Origin of the sequence: Fibrella rubiginis, assembly GCF_017353185.1 — a bacterium.
Classification (GTDB): Bacteria; Bacteroidota; Bacteroidia; order Cytophagales; family Spirosomataceae; genus Fibrella; species Fibrella rubiginis.
The window spans coordinates 458,840-474,454 of the sequence record NZ_JAFMYV010000002.1; the positions used below are offsets into that span (position 1 = coordinate 458,840).

The 15,615-nt window shown below is 55.1% G+C and carries 12 protein-coding genes; 3 read left to right on the forward strand and 9 right to left on the reverse strand.

What is annotated here, in order from left to right; genetic code table 11:
- Positions 1-244: 244 nt before the first annotated feature.
- Positions 245-1,621: a DNA repair protein RadA gene (radA, locus tag J2I47_RS05460; protein ID WP_207363537.1), complete on the reverse strand. Its 1,377-nt coding sequence runs from the start codon at positions 1,619-1,621 to the stop codon at positions 245-247.
- Positions 1,622-1,895: 274 nt separating this feature from the next.
- On the opposite strand from radA, the gene J2I47_RS05465 reads away from it, so the two are divergent.
- On the forward strand, positions 1,896-2,564 hold the full coding sequence (locus tag J2I47_RS05465) for an outer membrane beta-barrel protein (protein ID WP_207363812.1): 669 nt from the start codon (positions 1,896-1,898) through the stop codon (positions 2,562-2,564).
- A 160-nt stretch (positions 2,565-2,724) separates the two neighbouring features.
- On the opposite strand, the gene J2I47_RS05470 is transcribed toward J2I47_RS05465, so the two are convergent.
- Positions 2,725-3,138: a LytR/AlgR family response regulator transcription factor gene (locus J2I47_RS05470; protein WP_207363538.1), complete on the reverse strand. Its 414-nt coding sequence runs from the start codon at positions 3,136-3,138 to the stop codon at positions 2,725-2,727.
- Positions 3,139-3,452: 314 nt separating this feature from the next.
- Positions 3,453-3,881: a LytR/AlgR family response regulator transcription factor gene (locus tag J2I47_RS05475; protein ID WP_207363539.1), complete on the reverse strand. Its 429-nt coding sequence runs from the start codon at positions 3,879-3,881 to the stop codon at positions 3,453-3,455.
- A gap of 182 nt (positions 3,882-4,063) precedes the next feature.
- On the opposite strand from J2I47_RS05475, the gene guaA reads away from it, so the two are divergent.
- The gene (guaA, locus tag J2I47_RS05480; RefSeq protein WP_207363813.1) at positions 4,064-5,593 is read left to right on the forward strand and encodes a glutamine-hydrolyzing GMP synthase; all 1,530 of its coding nucleotides are present in this window, start codon (positions 4,064-4,066) and stop codon (positions 5,591-5,593) included.
- Between the two features lie 87 nt (positions 5,594-5,680).
- Here the strand turns inward: guaA and J2I47_RS05485 are convergent, their stop codons facing one another.
- Genes J2I47_RS05485 through J2I47_RS05505 form a run of 5 tightly spaced genes read right to left on the reverse strand, consistent with a single transcriptional unit; the run spans position 5,681 to position 13,422 of the window.
- Positions 5,681-6,622, reverse strand: a complete 942-nt coding sequence (locus tag J2I47_RS05485; protein ID WP_207363540.1) for a DNA/RNA non-specific endonuclease — start codon at positions 6,620-6,622, stop codon at positions 5,681-5,683.
- A gap of 13 nt (positions 6,623-6,635) precedes the next feature.
- Positions 6,636-9,908, reverse strand: coding sequence for an ATP-binding protein (locus tag J2I47_RS05490; RefSeq protein WP_207363541.1), 3,273 nt, complete (start codon positions 9,906-9,908; stop codon positions 6,636-6,638).
- Positions 9,908-11,788, reverse strand: a complete 1,881-nt coding sequence (locus tag J2I47_RS05495; protein WP_207363542.1) for a trypsin-like serine peptidase — start codon at positions 11,786-11,788, stop codon at positions 9,908-9,910. The genes J2I47_RS05490 and J2I47_RS05495 overlap by 1 nt, the downstream gene beginning before the upstream one ends.
- A 10-nt stretch (positions 11,789-11,798) precedes the next feature.
- Positions 11,799-13,019 (reverse strand): trypsin-like serine peptidase, encoded by a 1,221-nt coding sequence (locus tag J2I47_RS05500; RefSeq protein ID WP_207363543.1) that lies wholly within the window; start codon positions 13,017-13,019, stop codon positions 11,799-11,801.
- Between the two features lie 31 nt (positions 13,020-13,050).
- Positions 13,051-13,422 carry a hypothetical protein gene (locus tag J2I47_RS05505; RefSeq protein ID WP_207363544.1) on the reverse strand — a complete coding sequence of 124 codons (372 nt, stop codon included), beginning with the start codon at positions 13,420-13,422 and terminating at the stop codon, positions 13,051-13,053.
- A 169-nt stretch (positions 13,423-13,591) separates the two neighbouring features.
- Between J2I47_RS05505 and trpS the strand changes: the two genes are divergently transcribed.
- The gene (gene trpS / locus J2I47_RS05510) at positions 13,592-14,575 is read left to right on the forward strand and encodes a tryptophan--tRNA ligase (protein WP_207363545.1); all 984 of its coding nucleotides are present in this window, start codon (positions 13,592-13,594) and stop codon (positions 14,573-14,575) included.
- A gap of 4 nt (positions 14,576-14,579) precedes the next feature.
- Here trpS and J2I47_RS05515 read toward each other — a convergent pair whose 3' ends face one another.
- Entirely contained in the window at positions 14,580-15,608 is a 1,029-nt protein-coding gene (locus J2I47_RS05515; protein ID WP_207363546.1) for a hypothetical protein, read from the reverse strand.
- Between the last annotated feature and the right edge of the window lie 7 nt (positions 15,609-15,615).

Consider the following 15,615-nt stretch of genomic DNA (forward strand, 5'->3'; position numbering starts at 1 on the left):
TACAAAAAAACTTATTGCGCAGGAAAGACCCCAGCAGGGTCTCGTCTCTGTAGAAACAGGCGGGTTTGTGTTCATATTCGGCTCCAACGGAGTCGCTTCTTTGTATATGATGGCTGTGTTCCTATCCCATACAAAGACGCGACTCAGCTGGAGTCGAATATGAACACAAACCCGCCTGTTTCTACAGAGACGAGACCCCGCTGGGGTCATGCGTGAGCCTGCTCCATTTGACAGTCGTACACGCTTACATCAAAACTCCCTGGAATACTTCGTCCAGCTTGGCGACGGGGCGGATGTTGATGTTGTATGAGTCGATGTCGAGGCCTTTGAGGTTGTATTTCGAGACGTAGATCTGCTTGAAACCCAGCTTCTGCGCTTCGGCAATGCGGAGTTCGATGCGGTTTACGGCCCGTACCTCGCCGCCCAGGCCAATCTCGGCGGCAAAGGCCACGTTGGTCGGAATGGCAATGTCTTCGTAGCTCGACACGATAGCCGCGCAAACGGCCATATCAATGGCCGGGTCTTCTACGCGCAGGCCACCCGCCACGTTCAAAAACACGTCCTGTTGACCCAGGCGGAACCCACCCCGCTTTTCCAGCACGGCCAGCAGCATTTGCAGGCGTTTGTTATCGTAGCCGGTGCTGCTCCGTTGCGGTGTTCCGTAGGTAGACACACCCACAAGGGCCTGAATTTCAATCATTAAGGGCCGATTCCCTTCCAGCATCGAACCGATGGCCACACCGCTCAGGCTTTCTTCGCGCTGCGAAATCAGGATCTCCGACGGGTTGCTTACCTGCCGCAGTCCACTGCCCAGCATCTCGTAGATACCCAGTTCGGCGGTGCTGCCGAAGCGGTTTTTCGACGTGCGCAGAATACGGTAGGTCGTATGGCGGTCGCCCTCAAACGTCAGCACCGTGTCGACCATGTGTTCCAGCACTTTAGGACCGGCCAGGGAGCCTTCTTTAGTAATATGACCGATCATAAACACCGGTACCCCCGATTCTTTAGCGTACTTCATAAACTCGGCGGCGCACTCCCGCACCTGCGACACGCTCCCCGCTCCCGCCTCGACCAGCGATGACTGCATGGTCTGGATGGAGTCGACGATGAGGACTTCTGGCTCAAAATGCTCCACCACACGGAAGATATTCTGCGTGGAGGTTTCGGTCATGATGTGGCAGTCAGACGTGGGGGCATCCAGGCGCTCGGCCCGCATTTTTATCTGCTGCTCGCTTTCCTCACCCGAAATATAAAGCACACGCATACTACTGAGGCTCAGCGCAATCTGCAGCAGCAAAGTCGATTTGCCAATGCCCGGTTCGCCGCCAATCAGCACCAGCGACCCCGGCACGATCCCCCCGCCCAACACCCGGTTTAACTCGGCGTCGGCGGTGAGCATGCGGGGTTGCTCTTCGTAGTTGATAGCGTGAATAGGCTTGGGCTTAGCCGATACTTTCAGCGGGCTATTCGATGGTCGCCAGCCGCCTTTTTCAGGTTCATCTTTCTGGACAACCTCTTCAACGATAGTGTTCCATTCACCGCATGATGGGCAACGGCCCAGCCACTTCGGCGACTGATGACCACAATTTTGACAGAAATAGGCGGTTTTGATTTTAGCCACGGAGGAAACAGTTAACAGTGAGCAGTCTGCAACGAACAGCGGATAACACGTAACCAACAGCGCGGACCGTAAACTTTTTACAAACCGTTAAACGATTAGCGTTAACGTCAATCCAACGGCTATAACCACGCTGACACGCGCAGAAACTGTTGGCTTCCGGCTGTTGATCGTCTACTGAAACAACGCCGTTTGCTCAGAAAAAGTTAGTTTTTGACGCGCCTGGCACGCTTTTTACGTTAAACCCATACAGCATATGAAACGCACAACCGCTTGCATGAACAAACTCCTGTTTGGCCTCGCCATTGCCCTCCTACCACTCGCTGCACACGCTCAATTCCAGATTGGTGTTAAAGGCGGCATCAATTTATCACGTCTTTCGTTTGGCAATTTTGTCAGCACGGGTACCAACACCAACGGTTCGCCCACGGTAGACGTGAACGGTCAGACTTTCCGCGATAACCTGAGCGAAAGCCTGAACAGCCGTACTGGCACGTCCTTTGGTATCTACACCCGCTTCGGCAAGAACCTGTTTATCCAGCCTGAACTGCTCTATACAAACCTGTCGGGACAATTTGATGTGTTGCGCAACGGCAAGCCCGAAACCGTAACCATTCAGACGACAAGTTTCGATGTGCCCGTATTGCTTGGCCTCAAAGGTGGTCCTCTGCGTATTGTGGCTGGTCCTATGGCTTCTTTCCGCATTGATAACAATGCTGGTTTGAGCGATGCGCTGAAACAATATACGGGCGGCACGCTCAACGACGCCTGGCAGAAGGCTTACTATGGCTACCAGGTAGGCGGCGGCCTTGATCTTGGCAGTCTTGGCCTCGACGTGCGTTATCAGGGCAACCTATCCGACATTGCCCAGATCAACAGTGCATCAGGCAGTTTCGGTCAACGTGCCAAATCGTGGCAGATCACGCTGGCGTATAAGATATTCTGATGTACGAATGACGATGTAGGATTGTTGCTGACCCCAAAGCAAGCGTAGCCGCGGTGCGGAGCGCTCGTACAGCGTCATTCGTAAATCAGTTTAGTCAGTGTGTGTCGCAAAAAAAGGGCCTGTTGCTAGCAACAGGCCCTTTTTTTGCGACACACACTGACTAGTTCAACTCATCCTGGTAGTTCACCAGCAACTGCGTGATCTGATGCATACGGCGGCGCGAGATAGTCAGTTCACGGTTGTCGGCGAGGCGAATAACCCGATCGCGGGCAAAAACGCCGTGCTGTACGTAAGCCAGGTTAATGATGTTTGACTTGTGAATACGAATGAAAATACCGTTGTCCAGCGTTTTCTCAAACTCTTTCAACGTCTTCGACACCAAATACTTACGCCGGTCACGGGTATGGATGAAGGTATAATTTCCCTCTCCTTCCAGATAGACGATGTCATCAACCGACACCATTACCGTACGGTTCAGGTAAGGTAACGCGAGGCGGTGCGTGTTGCGCTGATACGTGGCTGGGTAGGTAGGCATAGCCATGCCAACGGGCGGTGCGAAGTGGTTCGATTCCATGTCAAATGAGTTTTTGGTTCTGGGGGATGACTTCCTGTTTGGGATAGCCAAAACTACGGAGGCACAACCGTTAGCTAAAAACGCAATTACATGTACATACGGTTTTTTATTTCATAACTAATTGACAATCAAACACTTTCATATAAATCTACTACTTACCTTCACGTGTATGTCCCTTACCGATTACGTAGAAATACGCCCTTTAAATAAGTTGTTTAACCACATAAAATACGCAGAAAACCGGGCTAAGGTGTAAACAGCACCCCGGCCCGGTTCGTTGCGAAAAATACCTATTGCGTTAACTACGTACCTAATTAGTTTACCAAAGCAGGGCTGTGGTCCCGAATCCGGTCGATGAATACCTGAGCGCGGCGGCGTGAAATTTTCACCTGCTGACCGTCGGCCAATTCGAGTTCACCTTCTTTCTTCACAAAAAACTTACGCACGAAGCTCAGGTTTACAATGCACGACTTGTGAACGCGTACAAAAGCCTGACCATCAAGCAGTGTTTCATATTCTTTCAACGTGCGTGACACCAACATCTTCGTGCCGTCTTTCAGGTAAAAATTTGTGTAGTTACCCGATCCTTCAAGCCGAACAATCTCATCAACAGACACCGTGCGTTTACGGTCGAAAAAGGGAATAAGCAGTTTCTGGTTGTTGGGGAGGGAATTTTTTTCCACAGTTTTGTGGAAGGGCATAGACAGGGCGTCGATGAATGATTCTGATGTCATGGTTTTCATACTTTTTGAGTGTGTAACTAATGCTTGAGTGAAAGGCTGATTATCAGGCAGTTCGATGTAACTTTTCTGATAAAGGGTGGGACCGAGTGAATACCCTACAAGACTATACATTCCAATAATTAGGCCCCAATGAGCGTAAAGCCCAAATTCATGTAATTTTGGGCTTTAGAAAGCCACGCATGATTACCGAGCAAATTCTGATTCTGGACTTCGGTTCGCAGTTCACCCAATTAATTGCCCGCCGGGTTCGTGAACTGAACGTGTACTGTGAGATTCACCCGTACAACAACCTCCCTCCCATCACCCCCGCCATTAAAGGCATTATTCTTTCCGGCAGTCCCTGTTCTGTCCGCGACGCCGACGCCCCCACCGTTCACTTAGCCGCTTTTCGCCACAAATTGCCCGTTCTGGGCGTGTGCTACGGTGCTCAGCTACTGGCTCAGACAAGCGGCGGTGAAGTAAAGCCTTCCTCTATTCGCGAATATGGTCGTGCCCGCATCAACCATATCGAAACCGGCAACCGCCTGATGCAGGGTCTTGACCTTAACTCGCAGGTTTGGATGTCGCACGGCGACACGATCACAAGCCTGCCAACTGATTTCGACGTGATTGCCTCAACGGAAACGGTGCGGGTAGCGGCGTTTCAGGCGCAGGGCGAAGAGACGTATGGCATCCAGTTTCACCCCGAAGTAACACACACCACGCAGGGTAAGCAGTTACTGAAAAATTTCGTCGTCGATATCTGCGGCTGTAGCCAGGACTGGACGGCTGAATCGTTTGTCGACACGACCGTAGCTACGCTGAAAGAACAGTTGGGCAACGATAACGTAGTGCTGGGCCTGTCTGGCGGGGTCGATTCGTCGGTGGCGGCCATGCTTATTCACCGGGCCATCGGGGCTAATCTCTACTGCGTATTTGTTGACAACGGCCTGTTGCGTAAAGACGAGTTTGAGGGGGTACTGGAAAGCTATAAGACAATGGGGCTCAACGTAAAAGGCGTTGACGCCAAAGACCAGTTTTACCACGCGCTGGCCGGTCTGAGCGACCCTGAAGCCAAGCGCAAGGCCATTGGTAAAACGTTCATCGACGTGTTTGACCAGGAGGCACACCGGATCGAAAACGTGGCCTGGTTGGGTCAGGGTACTATCTACCCCGACGTAATCGAGTCGGTTTCGGTGAAAGGGCCATCGGCCACAATCAAGTCGCACCACAACGTGGGTGGCCTGCCCGATTTCATGAAGCTGAAGGTGGTTGAGCCGCTGAATACGCTTTTTAAAGATGAAGTGCGTTTGGTGGGCCGTACGCTGGGACTACCCAATCATATTCTGGGTCGTCATCCGTTCCCAGGTCCGGGTCTGGCCATCCGTATCCTGGGCGACGTGACCCCAGAGAAGGTGGCTATTCTGCAACAGGTGGACGCTCTGTTCATCGACGGTCTCCGCCGTGAGGGGCTGTATGACCAGGTGTGGCAGGCCGGGGCCATGCTTCTGCCTGTGCAAAGCGTGGGCGTAATGGGCGACGAACGTACCTATGAGCGCGTGGTAGCCCTCCGCGCCGTCACCAGCGTCGACGGCATGACGGCCGACTGGGCCCACCTCCCCTACACCTTCCTCGCCGATATATCAAACGAGATCATCAACAAGGTCAAGGGCGTTAACCGCGTGGTCTACGACATTTCAAGCAAACCACCAGCTACGATTGAGTGGGAATAAGGTTTAAAGTCTAAGGTCTAACGTTCAAAGTTGGCTGACGCGCCAGTAAGCTCGCGTCAGCCAACTTTGAACGTTAGACCTTAGACTTTAAACTCTAATCTGGCTCAGGTCATCAATCGCTTCGGCGAGTAACGTACCCGTGGCGGCTTCGTGTTGCGAAAAACCATCGAAGGGCACCATTGAGCTGAAGTCGATATGGGTGCCGTTGATAACCTGCTGAATACTAATCTGGTACGTTTTGTAGCCAGCATACACAAACTCTAGTTCCTGCAGTTCTTTATTCTGATCAATCTTGTAGGCCGTGGCCGACGGGCGACCATTAGGCAGCACAATAGCGACTACTTTCCAGAACGAACGCGGAATGAAGGCCCCCCGATACACCAGATCGTCGGGTGTAAAGAATGGGCCGGTATAGACGTTGACGCGCATGCCGTCGGCGCGGGCGTTGCTGAGGACGTAGTTTTCCAGCCCCAGCCATGTTTTCTGGTTCATCCCGGCCATCTGCGGGCAGGCATTGGTGTAATGAAACGTGTCGACGTTGGCCATGCTTGCCTCGGCGGGGGTGCCCCAAACGGGGTCCTCGCGGCGGACCATGTGACCCCGGTCCAGGGCGTTGCCACCGTAAAGCTCTTCACCCCATTGGTCGGCCTCGTCCAGCCGACCGTCGTAGTTCCAGGTTTTTACCCGTGGCAGACTCTTCGATTTCGACCCGTCGATGTTGACGGCGGTGAGCATGGGCATTTTCCGGGAGACGGACATGACCGACGAAAAGTGTCCATACTTCAGTACTACGCCGGTACCGCCACGGCGCAGTTTGCGCATATCGGCGGCGGTGGTGCCGGCGGCCAGGGGAAGGGCGAGGCTCCAGCCCGTTAGAAAATCGGATTTGTAGCCAACACGGCCTTTGAATGAGGTTGGTGGCGTAACATTGCTAACCCCTTCCAGTACACTTTCGCGTTGTTCAGCTGCGTCATCGACGAGCCGGGTCATGCCCGCCAGGGTGGCGAGCTGGGTAAGATCTGCATACATGGTATGGTGTAGTTTAAGGTGAATGCTTGGTAGGGTTTCGCGCGTCGTACTGCTCAAATGCCGCCAGCACGGCCGCATCCCAACGGTCGTAGGCAGCTTTGACGCGAGCCAGTGGCGCAGCACCGGGACGGGTAGCTACGGCGGCTGTTAACAATGGACCCAACGCCCAGGTCCGATCCACGATTTCGATGTACGGTTCCAGAAAGTGCTCAGGATCAGGCACCATCGCCTCGGCGAAGGCTTCCGGTTCCAGGTCGGTAAAAGGCAGGGTAAGTACGGAAGCCAGTAGCCCGGCTAGCTGCTGGTAGTCGTCGCGGGTGCGGAAGGCGTCGAGCAGGGCAAACCGGACAGGATCACGAAACTCGGAGTCCGGTCCGCGAAACCAGCGTACCAGATCGACACCAAATTCTGCCGGGTTGCGCTCGATGCGCCGTACCTTCCCGGCGATCTTATTTTTATAAAGCACGTCCAGCGCATCGAGTGTGCGACGGACGGTTTTGCGCGTCAGCAAAGCCCGCGCATCAAGCAGCATCTGCCGTAGGTCGCGCCCATCCTGCCCCAACTGATCGCGCATAAACGGCTGTGTGACAAGGGCTTCCAGCCAGGCCGGATCAATTTTGAGCAGCGACGGGGCTAGGGTTAGCGTGAGAGGTTGATTGGGCTGCCAGAGTTCCAGATAAAGCAGTTTGCGCTGGAAATGAGCTGATTCCAAAAGAGCAGTCTTGTGTTTGAGGCTGCGAACCCAAAGTAAGATGAGTTTATCGTCGTCTGCGTTGGCCTGTGCTGAAAAGCGTTGTAGCAGCAGATATATTAAGACATTTTTATTGTAAAACTGGGCTGTTTTACTCTCTTTGTAGGCTGCCAGCATCGGTCCATCAGCCAGAACGCTCGACAAATTGATCGGAGAATTCTGTTGCGCCCAGTCATGATCAATCAAAGACATAAGGCAAACCCGACGGGGAATCACCGACAGTTTGTCTGCCTCTGGATAATTCGCCTCTGATTGGATTAGCAAACTCAGGTCTTCCCACTGTGCTACTGCAAACAGGGTATCGAGTTCCCACGTTTGGTGAATCTCCTCAACCTGAACGTGTCTCGATTGCCTGATTTTTTCACTACGCCTATACAATCGAAATGCTTTCCCAAACTCCCGGTTTTCTACAAGTCGCTCACCCGTTTTTTGGTACGCTTTCTGGAAATACTCGGCGGGCAAAAACTCCACCTCATCGGCCTTGACGCGGCCTTTTTGGGCGTATTGAAGCAGAATGGCGGCAGCTTTGGGCAGGTCCTGCGCGTCGGCTCCGATGTACTCGGCAGTGTTTTTTAGCGTGGGTAAATCATAGCCTGCACCTTCGTCGGGTTGTTGTAGCCACAGCAGGCGGTGGTAGAGCTGCTCGGCTTCCATTGGGCCAGGAACAGTCACATTATATAGCCACAGTGTACGTTGATGAATACGTTCAGCTAATAGTGATCTGTCTTCTTTTTCCAATTTTTTTTTCGAATCCCTGAGCTGAGAAAAATAGGCAAATGCGGCCTCGCTGATTCGGTTAGCCAGTTCGGGTTCCTGTGCCCGCATGGCGCTGAGCATGGACCGGCGCAGGTCTTTGCGGTGCCATACCTCACCATTGGTACCCCGGTAGCAAATCCAGCTGTGTTTAGCCAGCGTATCCAGCGCCATTTGTGCCTGATCCTCCGTTAAGGTCAGGTCCAGTACGGGGGCCAGCACGTGCAGAATGAGGTCGGTGGTGACGTAGCGAAGGACTAGTCCGGGGTAGGCCAGCTTGCGGGCGGTGTTGTCGTTGATGCGCAGCAGCACCCGCCTGTATACCAAGCCCATAAACATCGACTTGGCCGCCTCACCCCCGTTGCGCAACTCGTCCTCGATCTCATCCAGCGTGGCATCGCCTTTTTCGGCCAGCATCTTCGCCAGCAATTTTAGCTCCAGCGGACGGTGTGGAATCAACGTCGATTTGGCTACACGCCGGATGAGTGCCTCGTTTACACCAAGCCGTTTTAGCAAAATACGCGTCTCATTACCAGCCAGTTCGCCTAGATCAAGATGGCGCCCGTCGGCAAAACGGAGCACTTTTTGCAACGCCCCGTCGAAGAGCCGACCGGAGAAAATAAGGCGGATCGGAAATGCGCTCAGTAGGTCGCCCACGTTGTAGAGCCACGATACCAGCTTTTCGGTCAGGTCCTGTTGCTCCACCTCTTCAAAGGTGTCCAGCACCAGCAAAATAGGCCGGGGCGTGGGATTCGTAGCCAGCAGTGCGTCACGAATCGGCCCGAGCAACCCCAGCGAACGGTTGTGTGATTCCGACTCTGCCGATGATTTCTCGTAGCCATTGCCCGTCTCAACTTTCTGCTGCCGCGACAGGCTCCGTTTGTTCCTCAAGGTCTCGTTGATAGCCGGGTACTGATACCCCACCTGCCGGGCCATTTCCGATTCGAGCCACAGCCGGTCGTCAGGGTTAAGGCCGGGACGGTCGAAATCGAACACCACGAGCGTAGCCAGTTGTTGCGCAACGACTTCTTCTGAAAAACGGGCCAGCAACGTCGATTTCCCCGAACCGCCCAGGCCTGTCAGCACCAGCCCTTTCCACGGCCACGACAGCGAAGGACTAGTATCATTTACAAAGGCACGCAGGGTATCCAGCTCCGGTTGGCGACCTACGAAGCCATTAGCCAGCAGGGCGCGTTGATCCGTGAGGAAGTTGGCGAGCCCAATTTGCAGGCGAATCTGCGTCCAGTCGGGCTGGGGTAAATGTAGTGGTCTGGTGGCCTCCATCGCCTCCATCAGGGCCAATAGCTCATCGTGGGAGCGGTTTATTACCTTGATCCTACCATTGAACCCTAGTAAATTACGGAGCATTTTACCAAACAGGTCGGTGGTTGGTAACGGGTCGTCCAGTCGTTGTCGCAACATTCCGGACGCGATGATTGGCCGCAACATCTCGATGCGCTTTGGCTGTTTCAGCAGCCAGCCTACGCCCGTTTCATCCGCTTCCACTACGCAATGCTCCACCACCCGGCTGAGCACATCTACGCGCAGGCTAGGTGACCAGCTATCCTGACCCAGCGCATCAGGCGAGACGCGGCCAGACAACGCCAGCGCCACAAGCTGCTTATCAACTAGCCGTTGATAATCAGCGAACTGGTCTACTAATGAACCGTCATCCGTTCTCTCTAGCGCAGACTCTTCCACCACCGCATCGACGGCGGCGTCATTCATCCAGCGGGCCATTTTGGTGGCGATTTTCGCATTATAGGCGGCGGTCTCTTCCATCAGATCGATTCGTCAATGGCCTGTCGCAGGTCGGTGTAACAGTCTAGCAGGTCGGTAGCCAGTTGCCGGGTTGCCTTATCCAGGCCGGTATTCTGTGCAGTCTGATACATCCGAAACAGGGTTTTCGACATGGCCATAATAGCCGTGTCATCAACAGCACTGTTCTCGGCAGCCAGTCGCCGACGGAAGTAGCTGACAATATCTTTTACCTCTAACGTGGGGGCTACCTGAAGCGGTAATTGCCATTGACTGATCTGATCGGGCAGATCGCCACGCATGCCGTCGAGTACAATCCGCAGCCAGTCGAGCGTGGCAACCTGTTCATAAAGCAGTGTGAGCAAATCGGTAGCCAGCGAACCGTCGATGTTATAGCTGTTCAGGTCGGTGAGCACCAGCCACACCATGCGTCCCTGCCGGGCCTGCTCCAGCACCTGAAGCAGTTTGGGCAGTACTTCGGCCCGGAGCCAGGCCGCGGCGGTGGTGTTCATGTCGACCTGCGCGACCAGGGCAGGCGATGGCTGACTTGCCTGGTGCGCAATGGTATCGACCAGTTCAGCAGCGCTTTTTTTCGACACCGATTCCCCATTCAGCCGGATGATCAGATGCCCACTCGCGGGCAACATGGCCGTCAGCACCCGCGTGCGGAACGTTTTGCCACTACCCGGCATACCGTTGACCACAAACAACCGATACTGACCAGACAAGACAGATTGCCAGATGGTTGACTGAAACTCATCACACCCCAGTACAGGCATATTCCGTTCCGATTCGCCCAGCGTCCAGATCGAACTGTCGGCGGGGTCAGGGCCGGGCAGCGTGCCAATGACCTGCCTGATGTGGGCTTCTATACCGGCAATGGGTACGCCCCGGTTCAGCTTTGGCTCGGTAGGTTTGGTGGGCCACTCGCCCTGATGCAGGCCAAACAGCATAAAGTCCTGATCAAAGCACGGTCCACCCGACGAGCCGGGCAGGGTGTTGGCCTGATGCAGGAACCGCAGCCCCGGAAATACGGCCGGGTTGGCCACCGCCGGGGCGGCAATCGGCCCCTCGTCGAACTTCAGCGACTTGCCCTGCGGATGCTGAAACACCATCACCCGCTGCCCGTTGCGGGGCACCACGGCGTTGGGGTCCAGGTTGGCCCATCGGCGTTCGGCACCGATGGGGCGAGCCAGGCGGATGACGGCGTAATCCCAGCAGTCCTTTAACTCGGTGAGCACGGGGGGTATGGTTTTCAGCAGTTCCTGCTCGTGGCAGGTTTTAAAACAGACCGACCAATCTTTGTGGGCGTTGACCATCAGCGAGGTGGCCGGCCGCAACATGAGTGTGCCGTTCAGGTAGCCGTCGTAATTATCGAACTCCACCTGCAGGCGGTTGGCCGCCTGCTTATCGGGTATGCGCTCACTGGGGTTGGATTGGTTTAGTTGGTACAGGTCGACCACCACGTGCCAGGCCGTCAGCACCAGGTTTGGACCAATCAGGATGCCCGTTCCACGTTCCTGCCCGTCGACGTGCACCTTACAGGCCCATTTCATGCCGTTGAGCAACCGGTAGGCCATCGCTTTGGGTAAGCCAAACCCGTTGACCACGTTCACCATCGCCTGCAAGTCAGCTGATCCTTCGGCTCCTTTCATCAGCATTTCGGAAGCCAGCGTACCATCGTCGCGCTGATCGTCGACGATTCCTTTCAGCAGTTGCATCAGAAAACCCTGGCCCAGGGCATAGGTCAGTCCCAACCGAAAGGCCTCGTCGCCCATGGCCGTCTGGGCGACGGCTTCGAAGTTCATACGCGTAGGTCTACCCACCTGCGCCTGCAAAAAGAGCGTGGCAAATTCGTCGCGCGAGAGCCGTAACGCCTTCACAATCTGATCGATGGGTAGCATGACCGTGGGGTTAGTGGACCTTAACGTGGTGTTCGGCCAGGTGCTCGCCGACCGTTTTCGACGAGTGGCCGTCTGTGGCATCGAGGATATGTTCGAGCACATGCCCCCAGTTCATGCGCGGCACATTTGACTTACCGGCATAGTGCAGTCCACCCGCCAGCGTGAGTCGGCCTGCCTGCGCAATCAATGAACCCGAATTGCCGCCCAGCGTGGTGGCGTCGTGGGCCAGCGTACGGGGCGTAAAGCCCGCATCGAGCGGCATCAGCTGCCCCGGAGCCAGCCGTTTGATGCCGTAGGTCGATTTAAACAGTTCTTCCAAAAGCGTGAAGGTTACCCCCGACCCCGGCGCGGGCATACCCGGATTGGCCGGATAGCCAACGGTATAAATAAACGTACCCTCAACGGCCCAGTCGGGGGTGAGATCGAGGCCTAGAAATAAGGGCAGGGCCTCCCCTGCGGGCACCGGCTCCAGTTCAATCAGAGCCATGTCGGTGTCGGCGTGGTTCACCTCAGGGCTAAGATCGGGGCCACAAAACAGCACCGATTTGAGTTTCCGGACGCGGGGCGGGGTATTGGTCTGAAACTCGTGCCCGAAGTTGACCGTGATCCCCTTCCGCAGTTTCCAGACACCATTGCGCTGCTTTTCGCCGAAAACATCCAGCACGTGCCGATTGGTCAGCAGCAGGTTTGGAGCCAGCAAAAAGCCGGTACCGTCGAATTGCTGACTTGCTTTGGGGTCGTCGATCCGGCCCACACAGCGCAGCATCTGCCCCAGGTTAGGCAAATCGGCGTTGATTTGGTCGGCCCAGTTTCCCGCCGGGCTTGTGGTCAGGTCTACCGCTCCATCGCGGATCATAAACGAAGGCCGCGACCCGTCGAGGCGGACAATACTCTCCAGCCGGGCCAGGTTGTCCAGTCCGCGACTGAGGGTGGCGTTGTCATCATTGGCCACCATACGCAGGGGTTCAGCGGCCTGTTTAACCAGTTTGCGGGCAATACGATGCAGTTTCGGGCTGTCGCCGAGGTTGTTCTTCACCACGTCCTGCCAGCTCAGCCGGGCATAGTCCAGCCGTTCGCGGATGCCGTGCTCCGACAGGTCGGGGCCTGCGCCGACGCCCTCGCGTGACTCAAGTCCTGACCCGGCCGGGCCACCCCGGCTCAGCAGGTTCCGGTAATACGTAGCCGGGGATGAGGGAGGCTCGGTTTCGGTAATAGTTGATTCGTTATTCATGGTGTGAAGGTGGTTTTAATGCGTAAGCAAGTCAAAACCAGGGCGATGTAAACTCACGTCTGGTTGGACCGAAGGGGGTTTCGCGGGTGGTGCCGCCCGCGGGTGGTGCTGGAGGGCCCGTGAGGCTGGTCATCCCCCCGGCGGTGTTAAACACCAGAAAGCCATTGACAACCGCCATCAGGTAATCGGCCACACCCGACGCGCTGGAAAGGGCGGCGCCCAATTCGCAGACGATGATACCAATGGCAAGAGCCAGCCATTTAGGGTTAAAATCGAAAGCTTTTTGCAGTCCGTTGGCAATCACGTAAGTAATGCCGGTGGCCCCGGCAAACGTGGTGACGCTGGCTACAGTAAAGAAATCCTTTTGAACAAACGTGTTGGCATCCAGTAAAATAGGTAGCATTAGTCCAGTGGTTTTAGGTGAAATACGGAATCAAATGTATCGGTTTTGCCGATGGATTATTCCGATCAGTAACACCCTTTATTTAGCGTACAGCTGCCCCCTTTTGTCGGTGCGTTCCTGATGGGGCTACGGCATCCGTTCGTACTTTTGCGGCCCTTACAATCTCCATATGTCACGCATCCTAACGGGTATTCAGAGCAGCGGCAGGCCGCATCTGGGCAATATACTGGGGGCCATTTTGCCCGCCATCCATTTATCCAAAGAGGCTGGTAATGAATCGTTTCTGTTCATTGCCGACCTCCATTCACTGACCACGCTGAGAAATGGCGAGCATCGCCGTGACTATGTCCGGGCCGTGGCTGCCACCTGGCTGGCTTTTGGCTACGACACCGTAAAAAATACCCTGTGGCGGCAGTCGCGGGTGCCGGAGCATACCGAACTGAACTGGTACCTGAACTGCTTCACGCCCATGCCCATGCTCGACAATGCCACTTCGTTTAAAGACAAGGTGGAAAAGCTGGGCAAATCGGCGGTGAGTGCGGGGCTGTTTACATACCCCGTGTTGCAGGCTGCCGACATCCTGCTTTACGACGCCAACCTGGTGCCGGTGGGAAAAGACCAGCGTCAGCACCTCGAAATGACGCGCGACATTGCCACAGCAGTCAACAGCCAGTACGGCACAGACGTCTTTGTGCTACCCGAAGCCCGCATCGACGAGAAAATTATGACCATTCCGGGCACCGACGGGGCCAAAATGAGCAAGTCGTACAACAACTACATCGATATCTTTCTGCCCGCCAACGAGTTGTATAAGGTGGTAAAAAAGATCATATCGGACTCTACACCGCTGGAAGCCCCCAAAAATCCGGACACCGACATCACGTTTCAGCTGTACAAATTGCTGGCAACCGACGAACAGACCGGGCAAATGCGCGCCAACTATGCTGCGGGTGGATACGGCTTTGGCGCTGCCAAAAAAGAACTCTATGAGCTGATGGTGGAAAAATTCGCCACCGAACGCGAGCGTTTCAATGAACTGATGGCCGAGGGTAATCCCGAACTGGAGCGCGAACTGCAGGCTGGTGAAGAGAAAGCCCGCGCCGTAGCCAGCCAGACCATTCAGCGCGTGCGCGACGTGATGGGGTTTAGCTAAGGGGTTATTTAGTCGGGTCAGGATTGCCGGGCGGGCGGCGGGCGGTGTTGCGAATGTTGACGAGCTTGAGCAGCAGGTCGAACCAGAACGGGGCACCAAACGACAGGGCAGCCATGGTTAGCACCCAACCAACGATGGCAACGTACCACTCCTGGCCCGGTTGAAACCCCCACTTACCATCGCCCTGTTTCCAGCTAATAGGCAGTTGAAGTTCGTCGATCTGGCCCTGCACAAACTTTACGTAGGCCGATTGCACCATCAGTTTCTCGGAATCGGTGAGTGTGTCTTTGAGCGCGCTCTTCGTCGTGTTAAGGACCGCTGACTTGTTATCAACCAGATAGTCAATAAACGCACGATCCTTGCCGTAGGTGGCCTTACCCGTTTTTGTGGCGTTGATAGCGTCGGCTACCAGTCGTCCGCGCAGGTCGGTATCATTGAAGAGCCGGTTGGTCAGGTAGATGGTGTCGACATTAAATACCAGCACGACCACCAGCGACACCAGCCAGGCTACCCCCTGCGCGTATCGTTTATACCAGCCCGATACCTGCTCCATATAGCCGTTGTACCACCTCTCCAAAGCGTCTTTGAACGACTGGAAGCTGTCTGACTTGGCCAGCATTGGCTCAATTAGCTCTTTGACGTCGGCGAGTGAACCATGCTCCATCCCCTGCCTGATGGCGGCCAGCGTTTGGGTTGTGCCCACCGCTGTTGCATCAACAGGCCCTACCTTATGACCAGCTTTACTCAGCAAGTCAATCAGCACGGTCGAGAACGAATCAGCCGAGAGGTAGCTGATCGGCTTCAGCCCCCTGTAGTCCTGCTGTTTTATGCTGGTGAGTCTGTGGGAAAAGAAGGCATCGGCTAGTGATGCACCCAGCAATTTGTCGATGGCCAGCCGCAAAAATTCAGCGCGCTTGCTTTGAAAGAGGGTATTGATCAGCTCAACCACGCCGGAGACGAAGATGCTGAAGACGAAAAAGATAAAGATGAGGCCAATGGCTACGTCCAGCAGGGTAGGCAGGTTCAGATGCATGTGCGTA